Consider the following 15,868-nt stretch of genomic DNA (forward strand, 5'->3'; position numbering starts at 1 on the left):
TGGTTACATGTGATGCGCTCTCGCATATTCGACGGTCTCGTATCGAATCATCGGTTTTCAAAAGCGAGGTGGCCCCGGTCTGTTTGGTCCCCGGGGAGGTCGGTTCCCATGCTCACCACGACGAGGACCGTCATGTGGTGAATGAGGATGTCCATTTGACATGTGGTAAACTGCATTGGGGAACTTTTTCCTAAATTCTTCCATGAGTTGATCGTGTTGATCCCACATCAGCCAGCTTTCAACTTCGTTGCCGGCATGATGGTAGGTTCTGGCAAGTTCTTCCAGCGAGTGTATCAGATCGGTGTAAACACGTTGTGAGTTCGGATCGGCTTGCAATTCAGGTTGCAGAATTTTGATCGAACTTTGCAGAAGGCTGATCGCTTCGTTTTCACTCCCTTTTTTATTCAGGACTTCAGCCAGTTCTGATTGAAATTTAGCCAGCCAGATACGGTGATCCGGAGTATCTGGAAACTGGATGATCAGTTCTTTCTGTAGTCGGACGGCCGTCCTGAGTGAGAGTTCGGCAGTATCGTGCCTGGTACGGATTTCATCGGAGTCCCCTGGCCGAGTGGTCATTTTATTGAGTCCATGCGCGAGCTTGTTATGCGCATGGATCAGAGAAATTTTATATTCCGGAATGGTAGGGTAATCAGAGACCAGACGACTGGCATGCTGAATCGCTTTCTCCAGCCGTTGAATGACGCTTTGGTCAATCTCCTCGGGTTTCACACGGCGGATATCGATTCGTTCATAAGATTTGACCACTGCCTGACGGTAATCAGCGACATGTGGGTGCTCTTGTACCAGGGTTTCCAGAATCTCCAGAGCACGGGCCTGCTTTTTCAGGTCCTGCGAAGTTCGTGCATAATCGGCGGGAATCTGCTCCTGGAGACATAATGCGAGCAGGTAACGGTACTCTGGATTGGTCTGGTCTGATTTAATCAGCTTTTCAAGAATTTCTATTGCCTGTTGGACATTGAGCTGATCATTTTCGGATGGTCTGGATCCCTCAGGTGGTGAACTCAGATCCATTTCCGGCATTGCATTTCCCAACTGGTCAGGATGGAACTGGATGGCTTTCAGAAAGTAAGTCCGTGCAAGTTCAAACTGCAGGTCTTCCTGATCGGGATGGGCGGTAATCGTTGACCGCAACAGTTTCTCAGCACGCTCATGTGCTTCAGTGGCTTCGTTCTGTTGACCCAGATAACGGAATGTACGGCCGATTTCGTTGCATAAATTAGCAATGATCAGCGCGTTCGATTCGCCAGTGTTCTGTTGGTACAGATTGAGGGATTTCTGGTATGAAATCAGGGCCGAATGAAAGTCCCCCAGGCGACGATGGATATCTCCGATTTTACGCTGTGCGTTCGCCGCCTTATTCTGGAACTCTTCCTGTTCGCCTGTTGAATCGGCCAGCTGCTCATAAAACTGGACCATGCCTGCCAGCAGGTCTGCCGATTCACGTGACAGAACAGGCTCCCCATAACCATCCCCGCCTCCGGATACTTCAGTGGAATGCAGCCGTGCAGGGACAAAGCGATCAAAGACACGGTCCAGCGCATTAGTTGCCAGTTGAGCCGATGCTTCTGCTTTCTTACGTTCCCGACGTTCCCTTTCAAATCCCACTGCCATGGAAATGCCCAAAGCGAGCATCAACAGTAAAGCTAGTCCGGAAAGTGAGGCGACTGCAGGGTTACGGCAGCTCCAGCGCCACAGATACTCGATTGGTGAAACCCGCTTTGCCCGAATGGGGCGATTTTCCAGAAACCGTTTAAGGTCTTCAGCCAGTTCACTGGCCGACTGATATCGATGCTTCGTATCGGTGGCGATCGCTTTGAGAATGATGGTTTCCAGATCCCGTGGGATGCGTGGATTGATCCGCCTTAGTGAGGTGATCGTGCCATGTGTGATCTGTTCAATCATGGCATGTCGGCTGGTTCTCTCTATTGCAAAGCGTTTCGTTAATAGTTCATAAAGTGTGATTCCCAGTCCGTAGATATCACTCTGGCGGCAGGTATCTCCCCGAAACATTTCCGGAGCCATGTATCCCAGTGTTCCCACGATGTCTGTCGACTTACTGAGGTCGCTCTGCTCGGCGGCCCGTGCCAGTCCAAAATCGGTGATGCATAATAAGCCGTCACGATCGAGGAGCAGATTTCCTGGCTTGATGTCGCGATGCAGGATTCCCCGGTCGTGTGCATATTGCAGGGCATTTGCTGCCTGAATTCCCAGTTGCGCAATATTGGCAGGCGTAGCAACAAACTTTGCAAAGTCCGCTGAATTCGGTCTTTCGAGATCCGAACGCTCCAGAGGTTGAAACTCAATCGTTTCATCCAGAGCAGTGGAAATGTCAGTGCCGGTCTGAGTTTCAGATCCAGGTTTGACTGCCTGGCCTTTGAATTCCGTATCCTCAGCGGTAGCGACAATTTTCTGTGTCAGTTCATCCAGTCCGACGCCTTCAATCAGCTGCATGACGTAGTAATGAAAATTTCCGTTTTCACCGACACCGAAAACCGGGACGATATTCGTGTGATGCAGGGAAGCAGTCAGTTCCGCTTCTCTGCGGAATCGTTTCAATTGTTTGTCATCAAGCAGCGAATGACGTGGCAACAGTTTTAAGGCGACACGGCGATTGAGTGATTCCTGGATGGCTTCGTAGACGACACCCATGCCACCACGGCCGATTTCCCGGACAATTTTAAAATCCCCCAGTTGTTCCGGTGCACTGGCACCCAGGGAGACTTTACCCTGGGCTTGAGCTGCATGCTTTCCGCCTTCCAGGGCAACGATTGCGGGAAAGATTTCTTCGATTTCACCTGCCAGTTCCGGATAGCGGTCTGCATAGTCAGAAATTTCTGGTTTATCACCCTGACGAATTTTAGCAATGAATTCGTCTGCGAGCTGATCCAGATCGATGGTTCCTGGCGGAGTCAGATTCTTGATTGATTGAGGTGAATCGGGTGATAACATTAACTGTTGTCCTGACGATTTCAATCTGTGAAGAAACACGCTTCGAAAAAGTCTGTTTACTCTATAATACCGGGTATCTGAACCAGAATGGAGCGTAATCTGGTCAGAGCACGAAAATATCGCATGCTGGCTGTTTTGGGTTCAATTTCCAGAACTTCTGACGCCTCAAGGTTTGACAGTTCTTCAAAATGCCTCAGGACCAGAATTTCCCGATCAATCTCATTGAGTGACTCCAAAGCTTCACGCAGCTGAATAGCCAGTTCTTCCTTGAGGGCCGCCTGACTGGGGGAAGTCATATCACCCAGAAGTACGTTCGCAATCTGAAAGGATGTCGACGCTGAAAAAACGCGACGCTTGGCTTTTACTTCTCGACGCACATCTCGTTTTTGTGCCCCCAGGTGTCGACGGTGTACGTCAATCAGTGTCTGTCCAACGATCGTTCGCAACCAGATAAAAAAGGAAGTTGCCGGGTCGTTCAGAAAATGTTCAATCCGAGTGGCAGCATCAAGATATGCTTCCTGCAGTATGTCATCCGCATCAACGCGACCGAGCAGTCGTGAATCCAGTCGAAAGTTGACAATACGCCATAAACGGTCCCGATAACGGTTATATTCGTCCGCAAGCACCCCTTCCGGATTCTCTCGTAACCGGTTGAGAAAGATCTCAGGGTCTTCGTGCTCATCAAACAACCAACAAATCTCCCAGTCAGTACAGTATCGATTTCATGAATCGTATCAGGCATCCGGGCTTGGCCGGAGAATAATGAGGAGATTGTACCCGATTGCCAGCAATATCGACAAGTCGTGCCGATCATGCGTGTTTTCTGCGAGAAAACCGCCCGACTGATCACAGTTATCGGTTATTGGTAAATGAGAGGACTGGATTTCAATACGTGGATGCAGCTGCTGATGACGGATCTACTTTAAAATTTCGCGAGAAATTCGAGCCGAGCCCCCGAGCCGACTCCCCTCGACTCCTGTTTGCCCACAAAACTGTCGAGGAGCATAATCCAATGTTGTCCGATGGCTTTCTGGTAGCGAATTGCACCCGCCATCGCGCCATCGTTAATTCCCTGTGTGTTTTTGCGACCACCTATTTCGAAAATCAACTGTTGCCGGGTTTTATCATAAAACAGCTGATAGCCCAGGCTGGCTCCCGCGGCATCGGTGGCCTGATTGCTCAGGGGGGCACCATATTGTCCCAGCCCGGGTGAGGCGAACAAAATTCCGACCTGTCCCAGGGGACCCCCCGCCAGTGTGCCACGTGCAGGAGAAGTAAACTGGTCAATTGCCCAGAACGCATTGAAATAGACCAGGTCATTTGAATGATGAGGCGTCAAAGAGAGCTGACTGAATAGCAGTTCTCCCTGACCGGAAACAGCCGTTGCTCCTTCGTGAGGAAACGAGGCAAGTACCTGGAGCGATGAGTTGTAGGTATTGTGGAATCCATGCAGACGCTGGATCGCACTCAGTCCAAATGCCGTATTGCTGCCGAACTGCTGATTACTGGAATAGACGGTAGCAATATCCGCGTTAATCGTACTGACAGCCAGATCTGTTTCTGTGAAAATACCATACAAGCGGGCATCCGGGTCTCGTTCATTATTGTTGCGGTTGATATCACTCTCTACATACACACCAGTGATACGCATATTCAGAATGCCTCCGCCATTCACTGTGTTACGCGTGACAGTCACGGCATCGACCATGTCTTCGTTGATCAAAAGCCCCTGTTGAAATGACATCGGTTGTCGTCCCACAGAGAACCCTATGTCGTAGCGATGGACATCATAGGGGTCCAGATTCGGAAAGATTTCGCCGAAATCTCCTTCGAAGAACAGCGTCTGAATATTTGCGTTCAGACCATCCAGCCACTGTCCATCGTGGAATTCGTAGCTGGTGAATAAACGAGACGCCGTCAATTCCTTGTCCAGCGATCTCAGACCGACGACCAGTCGTTCTGTCCCGGAGAGATTCAGTTGTCCGAACAGATCGAGCCGGTTGGCCCACTCAGTGACATTGGTTCCAGTACGATTATTAAAATAATCGAGGGATGTACGGTATGTTCCAAAGACCCAGAACGACGGACGCCAGACAGCACCTGTCGGCAGCACGATCCCTTGGTTCAGGAATCCGACATCCAGAAACTTCTCATTGGTTTCGATCAATAAGTCAGGTCGTGCCGGGATGGGTTGCAGGCCGATCGCATGATCGTCCAGTGGTGTTTCCGGACTGTAATGTTCCGAACAGAGCAGCCATTCTCCCAGGTGCGCCAGCGGCTTAGCGGGAGATGACAACGCTTCTAATGCCAGCTCTCCCAGCTTCCAGGGGAGGGGAGCGTGGTCGTGATTGACATAAGGGTCATATTCAACCCGGTCCGCATAGGGGTTGATATAATAGCTGTCGAATTCATCATTTTCCGTCATCTCCTGAAACTCTAACGCTGCTTCCGGAGAAGGCGGGAGGCTGACGCGGCCCGGTTCTTCGGGATCTTGCGCAATGGCAGTCAGCGGACACAAAAGCAGTGCGCCCGTGACGATCATCAACAGAAAATACCGTGCGTTAGATTTCATCTGCGTCATTTAATTTCAGGGAATACAAACCGTCTCGACTTTTTCATATAACACCATGTGGCCATCAACGACACCATCTGCGATATCACGGGCAGACATGCCATAGTCAAATCCCACATCAGAGATTTCATGTACCAGATTGACCGGCACCATACCTGCGATCAATTGAACGCGTATCGTATAATTTCCCGGTCCGGTTAACTGTCTTCTCGAAACATGATAGTTTGCCAGTCGACTGCCTTTGGCTTCGATATTCTGCTTCTGCTTTCGTGCTCCAATGGGGCGTCCCAGTACTGTGAACGGACGGGTTGCCGGCCGAAAGTAGGGTAAGGGATCCAGAGAGTAAGGAACATTTAAGACCTGCTCTCGTTCTCCCCCGCGAACATTACGCGTGATAAACCGGGACTGCAGAGTAAACAGCTGACGATCCAATGGGATTTCTCCATTATGGACGTAGAGTGAATGCGAATCGCGTATATCGCCGTTCGGGTCGAGATCGCCAGATTGAAATACCAGTCGTCCGTTTTGATCCCAGACCATGGTACGCAAAAAGACAACCCGTTCTGCATCAAAACCAGTTGGGACTCCATGTCCGAGCGTGATGTTGGAAACAGGGACCGAAAATTTCAGGTCGTACCATTTCGCTTTCTCAACCTCGATTTCCCCCAGGTGATACCCCGCTCGTAAAATCTGCAGACGTTGAGTGGCTGCTTCTCCCAGCAGTTCATATTGATCGTTCAATATTTGTCTGGCTTTTATCCGCATGATCTGGTCTCCCCAGGGAGGCGGGAAGTAATCTGTGTCTGTTACATGTTTTTCAAATTCGGGTGTTCCCCAGCCGGCAGCATCGTCAAAGCAGAGCCATTCCCGCATCGTTGCCAGGCCCGTATCGGGAGAAGGAGGCGTATCTTCCTCGCGCACTGCAGCAGGATTGTGAGGGAACAGACCGCGGTGAATGATCGGGTAATCCGGGCCAATCATCATATGGTTTGTATGTTTCCGCACGGGAGTTTTGACATTACCAACGACTGCTGCGGGAGAGTAGGTATAGCCCAGCGCTTCACCGGGGACGGCTCCCATGTGACAGTCCTGGCAGTTCTCTTTACACTTTTTAGCAGCAGGCGAATGTTTGAATTCACTGAAGGCATCTTCGAGTCGAAATCCGTTGGGAGCAAATACGTCATGGCAACTGCCACAAAAACCGGGTGTGATCAACTGGAAGAACTGATAGGCTTCTGCATGAATCTCCCGTCCACGAATGGCTGGGTCGTCATTGGTTTTAAGCACACCATACTTATCTGGATTTGCCAAAACCTTGGCCAGATTTTCTCCTCCCATCGGGCCGTAAACGACCTGATTGATGTCGCCGCTGACCAGAGCCTGGCGTCCTGCTCCTTTTCCCCAGGCCTGATTAATTCGATGGCATGAGACGCAGGTCACACCTTCACGAGAGGAAGGGGGACGATCGAGATTACTCATATTGATCGGCTCTGAAAGCGCCATTCCCACTGGTGTATGACAGCGGATGCAAAAATCACCCAGCGTGCCATTATTCAGTTTGATCAACTTGTTGGACATCGCATTAAAAACCGGGCTCAACTGAGCGTAGGCATGCGGTGAGACGGACCATTCCCGATAGTGATCCGGATGACATTTTGCGCACTTGGCAGCGGAAGGAAAAGGATCATTTTCATAGCATTCCGCGTGTGCACGATCGACGGCAAGCTGCATCACCTCATCCAGCTTGCCTGCTGGTTCAGTTTTGGCTGGTTCCGTCTGATGAGGAGAAGAAGCGGAAGAGAGTTTGGCGTATCCCTTGTTCTCTGCTTGAACACATTGCTCGTAAATCAGAGGCAGTATGAATCCGCAAAACAGCAGTCCCAGCGTCAACTGGTGATAAACTGTGATTTTATTTTTTTGAGGAGAGGATTCCATTCCTGCGCTCCCAGGTTCAATCGATTTCAGGTCAGACAGTCAAGCCTGAAGAGGTTAAGGCGCACTGCGCCTGTAAGTTGCCTTAATAGTCATAATCGGAATAATCGATATATCTGTTGAGGTAATAAATAGTTCTATATCCAATTAGAAAATGTTATTGAAATCTTTCTAAATTGATTTCGTATAAATCAAATCACTTAATGGGCTTAGGGGAATTAATGTCTGCGGAGCATAAAACGGTGTGGAGAGAGTTCAGACGTGTATCCCGTTCCACATTGGGGATCTATTTATTCAAATTCACAACACCGTCCCAGTTTTCCGGCGCTTTGTAATTTTTGCTGGCGATTTGCAGCAGCAGAAAATCCTTCGCTCGATCTTTGGGGGGGAGATAGCCGAGCAGATCAAGGGCACTATCCCAGTCGCCATCAATAAAAGCATCAACCGCAGCTTCGAAGTCCTGGATGTTCTGATTTGAGATCGTGCTTTTTCCCTCTGAGGGAAGCAGTTCGTACACGGAAAATGGTGCCTCAAATCCGGCAGGGCGAAATAATCCAATGTGACGACAACGGCCTTCCGACTCCGGCATGAAATCACGAACATCGGCTGCCGTTTCTTCGTCAATTAATATGGGGACCCCTATCAGTTTCGTCATGTTTTCCAGTCTGGAAGCCAGATTCACGACAGGTCCAAACACGCCCACCTTAGCCTGTTCCCTCGTTCCGATCTTACCCGCGATTGCATTCCCACGAGTAATTCCGATGCCGACTTCAAAACCGCTCAGTTCATTCAGGTCTGTGCTGTTAGAGATCTTGAACATCTGCTGAATTCGTAATGCTGCCTTGCAGGCTGGCAGTGAACCTTTTGTTAATGGTAAAGGCCAGCCCCAGAAACCCAGTGCGCTGTCACCCTGAAAATCAGCGATGACTCCATTTTGATTGATAATACTCTGGGTCATCACTCCCAGTGCATTTTTCAAACGATTCAGAAACTGCTGAAGGTTCTTTCCTGCCTGCTCCGTCATGTGTGAAAAACGGCGCAGATCACAGAACAGGACGGCTGTTTCGGTTTCCGTTGGTTCGAGTGTGTGTTTCGCGTTTTCTTCAGATACGACTCTGATAATCGCAGGGGAGAAAAACTGTTCAATGCCGGAGAAGCGATCTTCCAGTTTACGAACCCGGCGGATGGCAGACAGCATATGCGCCAGCAGTTCCACCAGATTCATATCATCCTGCAGGTCTAGCGTGGAAAGATAAGCCTGTGAAGGCGACTCTTCGCCAAACCGTCCACAGACGTAAAGACACCATTTATGGTTCCCTTCTGTTTTCACCGGTGTGCAGAAGGCCCAGCGGCCATTAGCCAGTGGTTCCCCTTTTCGACTGTTTTCTACTTCAATGGCGGTTTCGCCATTTCGTAATGCGTCGCGTACCAGAGAGCGCACGATCGAAACACGTCTGAAGCCGGGAACGGGTTGTTCCCACTGTGCGACGCTCCATTTTTTGGGTTCATCACTCTGAATCACAGCGACGACATCAGCATGATTCATCACATCTTTAAGCAACAGGGCAGCCTGTTTGGCGAGATTCATTTCATCTTTGGAAAGCCACAAACTGGGAACCGCTTTGGAGACAATTTCGATGCGAAAATCTGTGACACGTAAACTGGCTTCTGTCAGGATTCCAGAGTCGGTATCCAGGTCATCCATAATTTGAAGGACACCATTATTGGCATTTCTCTCAATCGAGAGGAATTGTGTCTCGCCAATCTGGAATGTATCTCCTACGGATAATACGAGCTCACTATGAAACTGTTCTCCAAACTTGATCTGATTGAGCACGCTAGGAAAACAGCGAATTTTAAACTGATCCTGCTGATGTTGAAATTCAGCATGCATACGTGAAATCGTGGAATCCCAGGGGACAGCGCAGTCATTTTCAGCACTGCGTCCCAATAGCATTTTTTTGGCTTCCGGAATGTGCCATTCAATTTTTTCACCGGGGCGGGGGCCCTGAGCGATCAGATGTATCATCGACTGGTCCTGATACGGTATTTTCTAAAAATCGTGAGCTGAATAAGACAGACTGAAAATTGACTGATAGATGCGATCATGTCATCTGGTGTTTAAACGGGAATTTCCGGGAATGGTAACCGTAAATTCACTAATCCTTCTGGAAAAATCTGAATCCAAATAAATTATGAGTAGTGATCTGCTACAGCAGCCCGTTATTTCTCTAAGTGCTTTGTTGATTTCGCGTGAGCATTCAGGGCCGTCTTTCTGAGAATTCTTGAGGAAAGATTGACCTGCTACGCGAAGAGAAGCGCCGTCCCGTCTCCTGTCACATGTAGAAGAAAGAATCTCGGAATGCATTTCGACTACTGCAGAGTCCGCTCGTTTAAACTGGTGAATTATAAGTACTTGTTACTGCTGACTGGCTTCCTGCTGACGCTTTCAGGCTTGTTCATTTCTTCTGAAATGTATGCAACTGAAGATGCGCCTCAATCCATGTTTGTTACCACTGATTCAAAGAATCCAGCGGATCAGACAAACAGGATCATGGGGGTGACAGCCGCCGATTGTAAGAAATGCCATCCTTCTGAAGTGGCTTCCTGGATGAAGACTGTTCATTTCCAGTCTCCGGATATTCGGCTTTATAAGTTTGAGGGTAATACAAAAAAATATGCCACTGCGATGGGATTGACGAGCGCAGAGCTTCTGGGGGATTCGCTCTGTGCTGACTGTCATGGGACGAAAGCAATCCGTGACGGGCAGGTGAAAGTGATCTCTGGTGTCTCCTGTGAAAAATGCCATGGTGCCTCGGGAGGGGAAGAAGGCTGGTTAAATCGCCATCAGTCCTATCATGCTTCGATGCCGGTTCCCCGTGCTGACGAGACGGCCGCGCATCGGGAAGCGCGCCTGGATTATTGTGATAAAGCCGGCATGAATCGTTCGGCTAACCTTTATGGTTTATCCAAAGCCTGTTTTCAATGTCACCTGGTTGGAAATGAAAAACTGATCGCAGCCGGACATAAGGCAGCGAGTGCCTTTGATTTTGTATCCTGGACCGGAGGCGAGCTGAAACATAATTTCCTGGTTGATAAAACAACCAATGCCGCAGCCCCCTCACTGTGGATGGAACGCACAGGGGGAACCGCCGAGAACCGCAGACGGATGAAGTATGTGGTGGGAACACTGGTTCAACTGGAGACTGCGCTGCGATTAAGAGCTGATGCAACGAATCCAGCCGTGATTCCACAATTAAGCGGCGTCATCGCTGCAGCCAATGGTCAATTGACTCAGATTAATGCTCTCGCGCCAACGCCGGAAGTCCAGGCGGTGACGGCTCTGATTACTCCCATGTTTGGGACATTGTTTGCCCCGCTCCCAACTGACAGGGAAACCTACAGCACCGCTGCAGATAAAGTTGCCGAACAGGCAAAACAGTTCTCACAGAATCATAATGGGGAGCAGTTTTCCAGTCTGGATTCCATGATTAACCGTCTCCCACCACACTACTCTCAGCAGTATCAGGAAAAATATCTGAAGAACTGAACCATAGCCTGTTTCCAGATCGATTTGAGTAGAACATACATGTCTGAGCCATCCATCTCACGTCCGCGTCGCTGGGATAAACCTTTCTCGCTCGAAGCGGGCAGTGAAGCAGAAATGACAGATGTCGAAGTGGAAGCCCTTCTCTGTAAGAAACCTTTTTCGGAGATTGATGCTTCAGGATTTAAGCGTTCGATACCCCTGCATGATATCCTCCGCAATGATGCCCGCATCGTGGGATTTGACGATGGCGATATTATTGTTCGTCGGGGAGACTGGGGGAATTCGGCTTTCTTTGTGCTGGCGGGAAATGTGCGCGTCGAACTGGAAGGGGGGGAGTCTTCCTTACCGGATGAAATTCTTGGGCGTCGTCGCAGTCAGTCAAAATCGTTTTGGCAGAGTCTTTCTCAACTCTGGGGCAATCATCGCGTTCCGGAAGTTCGCGAGGTAGCTGTGTTACGGGACAGCCAGTCTTTACAAAGCACCCGCACGACCAGCGGTGGCACACGCATCTACCTGCAGGAAGTGTCTGCGGTTCTGGATAAGTATCGTACTGCTCAACTGAAAGAGGGACACTGGTTCGGCGAACTGGCTGCATTGGGAAGAACCAGCCGGGTCGCGACGGTTTTTTCTGAAGGTGTCTCGCAGTTACTGGAAATCCGCTGGCAGGGGATTCGTGATATTCTCAGATATGACCAGAATGGTGGATTGAAAGCATACATCGAAAACGTATTCCGAGAACGGGCACTGGCAGCATTCTTAAGAACAGACTCGTTATTTCAGGACTGTCCACAGGAACTGATGGAACGTATTGTTGCGCAGGTCGAATTCCAGACCTTCGGAAATTATGACGCTTCCAGACCATTTAAGGACATGGTTCAGGGGAATCAGAGTTCGTCAGCGGCTGGAGAACCAGTCATCGTGGAAGAGGGAGCGATTCCTCATGGAATTGTCATGATCCGCAGTGGCTTAGCGCGTATCAGTCAACAGTATTATAACGGACGGCGTACGATTGGTTATTTATCCCCAGGCCAGATTTTTGGACTGAATGAAGTTCGCGATGCGCTTCATGCTGACTCCCCCGTTCCCTATCGTGCACAATTGAGTGCAATCGGGCATTTGAATGCCGTCGTCGTCCCCGTTCCTCTGGTGGAAGCACTTTTACTGCAGAACCAGGGAGCGCATCAGAAGTCTGCGGTTCCGTCACACACGTCCCTTTCTCAAGACAGCAGGCAGTCTGTCAAAATCAAAGACGATGCTCTGCTGAGTCAATTGATTGACCAGGATTTTGTGCAGGGGACTTCACTGATGGTGATCGATCTCGAACGCTGTACGCGATGTGATGATTGTGTGCGTGCCTGTGCGACTGCGCATGACAATAACCCGCGTTTTATTCGACATGGGCCGATTCTAAATCAATATATGGTTCCGAATGCCTGCCTGCATTGTGTGGACCCGGTATGCATGATTGAATGCCCTACAGGGGCAATATTTCGTGATCATGGTAATGGTGATATTGTCATCAACGAGCAGACTTGCATCGGTTGTGCTCAATGTGCGAGTAATTGTCCCTTCGATGCGATTCGGATGGTTGATATACGCGACTCTGCAGGAGAACTGATCGTCGATTCAAAAACACTCGCGCCTCTGACTCAGGCGACGAAATGCGATCTCTGCATTGATCAGCGGGGGGGGCCTGCCTGTGAACGAGCCTGCCCGCATGATGCTCTGTTTCGGGTGAATATGCAGGAATCGGCCAACGTGCAGGAGGTCTTCTCGCGATGAAACTGTATCCCACGCAAACTATCAGGAACTGTTCCATTTTTGGGGTGATCGCTGCGGGATTGCTGGCCGGGGAATATCTTTTTTCTATTTCGCTTGCTAAAACCTCGTTTGCTTCAGGTACGCTGTTGCTGTTCTGTATTATTTTTCTTGCCGGCTATCAGCTTCGGAAAAAATTATCATTCCTGTCGATGGGAAGTGCGACAGCCTGGCTGCATTTTCATATCTTTATTGCCTTTCTTTCTTTTCTACTGTTTTTGATGCATGTGAAACTCCAGATCCCTCATGGATTGCTCGAGAGTATGCTCTATCTGACGTACTGGATCGTATTCCTGAGTGGTCTGATCGGTTGGTGTCTGTCGCGAGTCATTCCCTATCGTCTGCTTTCCCGGGGACAGGAGGTGATCTTTGAACGGATTCCCATGCATCGCAGGAAAATCAGAGACTCTGTCGAAGCACTGGTCTTTGATAATCAGGATACTTCCCGGGGACCCGCTTTACCTGATTTCTATGAGAAGTATCTGAGAACGTTCCTGTCAGGTCCACGAAATCAGTTTCGTCATATCCTGCATTCTCGAAGACACCGGCATCAGCTCTCACAAAGGATCGCTGCACTGCGTCCTTTTCTCAATGAGCAGGAGCGTGTTGTGCTGCAGCAGATTGAACACCAGATTCAGATAAAAGATGACCTGGATTATCAATATGCACTTCAGGGAACACTGAAATTGTGGCTCTTCGTGCATGTTCCGTTTACCTATTCTCTGATTGTATTTGCCCTGTTCCATACCCTTGCCGTCTGCGCATTTGCGAGTACGAACGGATGACCGAACCACTACAGTCATTCGACTGGAAAAACAGTAATTACGAGCGACCCGCTAATGACTGGGTTTGTGGGAAAATGTGCGAACTGGGAGTTCCCTGTCGTCTGGGGCCGAGTGAAAAAGGTGCCTGTCAGGTCGTAAGTCAATGCGAACCGCAGGAGAAGGGGGGCAAATACCATTGCACACGTTCTGCGATGCATGGAGGAAAATGTAAATCCGATCCTGCTTCTGACGGAACCTGTTGTCAGTCAGATACCAGCTGTCGACCTCGTCGCAGTCTTCCAGCCAGACGTCGGTTACTCGGAGTCAGTATCGCTGCAGCCTCTATCTGTATCGGACTGTTCCTGTTTCATGGCAATACCCCGTCGCGGCTGCTTTCTCCCGGTGAAGTAATTGCTTCCCATGCCACAATCGAAGCGGACTGCAGTGCCTGTCATTCTGCTGCGGAAGGGGGAATGAATTCCTGGTTACATACCGCCTTTGATTCTCAGACTGCGAATCGGGATTCTGCATTATGTCTGAAATGCCATGCTGATCTGGGGACGAATGCATTATTCGCGCATGGTCTGTCACAAAAAGAATTAATGGCTTTGACAAAACAGGCTCAAACGGGAGATGCGCGCAAACCATTCGCTTTGCAACTGACAGCTCTGACCGATCCACGTGCTGAGAACCAGAAGCTGACGTGCGCAACCTGTCATCGGGAACATCATGGTCGTAAAGCGGATCTCAAACATTTGACAGATCTGCAGTGTCAGACCTGCCACACCCAACAGTTTGAGAGTTTTGAGCATGGACATCCTGCGCTCGGCGATTATCCCTATCAACGCAGGGCTCGGATCAACTTTGATCACAATGCTCATCTCAATCGATACTTTGTAAAAGGAGAATTCAAACGCACCATGCCTGACGGACGCGGGGCAGAATCCTGCAGTGAGTGTCATACCCCGGATGCAGCAGGTCGATTGATGTTAACGGGGACTTTTGAGAAAAATTGTGCCAGCTGCCATGAACCACAGATTAAAGATGTTGAATTCCCGGGAATCCCCTTTGTTACTCTGCCGGTCATTCCCCAGTCAATGCTAGGGACGGAACAGATCTGGCCGCGCACTAAAGGTACATTTTCATCAAGCCGTTTACCTCGTTTCATGGAATTGTTATTAGAATCGGATCCAGGTTACCAAAACGCACTTGCGGAGTTGGGTACACTTGATTTTCGCAGATTAAGCGAAATCAAACCGGATCAATATCCTGCGGTTGCTGAAATAGCAGCGGCAATCACCCGAATGTTTTACGATATTTCGCATCACGGCGAAGCTGCCGTCAAACAGCGTCTGGGGAATTCCGGTCCCGCCTATCTGCAGTTGAAACCGTCCATCGTTCCCAGCATGGGACAGGCACAGAAGCTCTGGTTTTCCAATTCTGTAAAAGAAATCAGAAATCAGCCGGAAAATGGTACGGTAACCAGTCTGAACTTTCGAAGAGTAAAGGATCGAAATGGTTTTCTTGAAGTCAATGTCAGTAATGGCTGGTCTCTGAATCATTCTGATTTTACGATCCGCTATCGCCCGGTGGGGCATGCAGATCCTTTGATCAGAGGCTGGCTGGATCAAGCGGTTCAAAAATCATTCGAAGGACTGGCTCAGGATTCTCTCTGGCAGATTCTTTCCAATCCGAGCGGTTCCGGTAGCGAAGATGTGTCAGGAGCCATGGCTTCCGGGCGCTGTCTGATGTGTCACTCCGTTGACCAGAATGCAGAAACGGGAAAAGCGAAAGTGAACTGGCGTGCCTTTTCCGGTCAAGAGGCGTCTGAACCCCTAACACATTTCTCGCACGCGCCGCATTTGTCGATGGGACAGCTACAGAAATGTGAGTCCTGTCATTCGTTTGAACCGCAGGAAACCGGATTGAAGGGGATCTGGAAGAGTGAGTATTTTGTCCGCGATGCGAAATCGCTTGCCTGGGAAATTAATCGAAACAGTCAGGAATCCTGCAGCAGTGGATTTCGATCTGTCAGTCGCGAAATGTGTGCTACGTGCCACAACAGACAGACCGCTACACAAAGCTGTCTGCAATGCCACAGCTATCATGTCCATAATGCTCGAACGATGAAAGACAGCCGGACGAATTGAGCCGGAAAATCTGTTCATTTCTGAAGTTATTTCAATCCGTCAGGCATATTGTTGGCACGAATCTTTCTCTGGTGAATCAATCGTTCACCTGTCATCCCCTAATCAATCGATG

Annotated in this window: 9 protein-coding genes; 4 read left to right on the top strand and 5 right to left on the bottom strand. The window is 49.6% G+C overall.

The window, feature by feature from the left end; all coding sequences use genetic code 11:
• Positions 1-57 precede the first annotated feature (57 nt).
• From ACN0YN_RS24585 to ACN0YN_RS24605, 5 genes are all read right to left on the bottom strand, one after another.
• Positions 58-2,970, bottom strand: a complete 2,913-nt coding sequence (locus ACN0YN_RS24585) for a protein kinase domain-containing protein (protein WP_417387680.1) — start codon at positions 2,968-2,970, stop codon at positions 58-60.
• Positions 2,971-3,026: 56 nt separating this feature from the next.
• Positions 3,027-3,659, bottom strand: a complete 633-nt coding sequence (locus ACN0YN_RS24590) for a sigma-70 family RNA polymerase sigma factor (protein ID WP_417387681.1) — start codon at positions 3,657-3,659, stop codon at positions 3,027-3,029.
• Between the two features lie 233 nt (positions 3,660-3,892).
• Positions 3,893-5,542, bottom strand: coding sequence for a hypothetical protein (locus ACN0YN_RS24595; RefSeq protein ID WP_417387682.1), 1,650 nt, complete (start codon positions 5,540-5,542; stop codon positions 3,893-3,895).
• Between the two features lie 15 nt (positions 5,543-5,557).
• Entirely contained in the window at positions 5,558-7,477 is a 1,920-nt protein-coding gene (locus tag ACN0YN_RS24600) for a multiheme c-type cytochrome (protein ID WP_417387683.1), read from the bottom strand.
• Positions 7,478-7,760: 283 nt separating this feature from the next.
• Positions 7,761-9,503, bottom strand: a complete 1,743-nt coding sequence (locus ACN0YN_RS24605) for an adenylate/guanylate cyclase domain-containing protein (RefSeq protein ID WP_417387684.1) — start codon at positions 9,501-9,503, stop codon at positions 7,761-7,763.
• Positions 9,504-9,836: 333 nt separating this feature from the next.
• Here ACN0YN_RS24605 and ACN0YN_RS24610 point away from each other — a divergent pair, with 333 nt between their 5' ends.
• Genes ACN0YN_RS24610 through ACN0YN_RS24625 form a run of 4 tightly spaced genes read left to right on the top strand, consistent with a single transcriptional unit; the run spans position 9,837 to position 15,756 of the window.
• Positions 9,837-11,024, top strand: coding sequence for a multiheme c-type cytochrome (locus ACN0YN_RS24610; RefSeq protein WP_417387685.1), 1,188 nt, complete (start codon positions 9,837-9,839; stop codon positions 11,022-11,024).
• A gap of 39 nt (positions 11,025-11,063) precedes the next feature.
• A complete protein-coding gene (locus ACN0YN_RS24615) occupies positions 11,064-12,806 on the top strand; it encodes a cyclic nucleotide-binding domain-containing protein (protein WP_417387686.1) in 1,743 nt (580 codons plus the stop codon).
• Entirely contained in the window at positions 12,803-13,627 is an 825-nt protein-coding gene (locus ACN0YN_RS24620) for a hypothetical protein (protein ID WP_417387687.1), read from the top strand. Before ACN0YN_RS24615 ends, ACN0YN_RS24620 begins: the two co-directional genes overlap by 4 nt.
• Positions 13,624-15,756 carry a hypothetical protein gene (locus ACN0YN_RS24625; protein WP_417387688.1) on the top strand — a complete coding sequence of 711 codons (2,133 nt, stop codon included), beginning with the start codon at positions 13,624-13,626 and terminating at the stop codon, positions 15,754-15,756. The genes ACN0YN_RS24620 and ACN0YN_RS24625 overlap by 4 nt, the downstream gene beginning before the upstream one ends.
• Positions 15,757-15,868: the final 112 nt, after the last annotated feature.

The sequence above is a fragment of the Gimesia sp. genome (genome assembly GCF_048260065.1).
In the GTDB taxonomy this organism is placed as follows: Bacteria; Planctomycetota; Planctomycetia; order Planctomycetales; family Planctomycetaceae; genus Gimesia.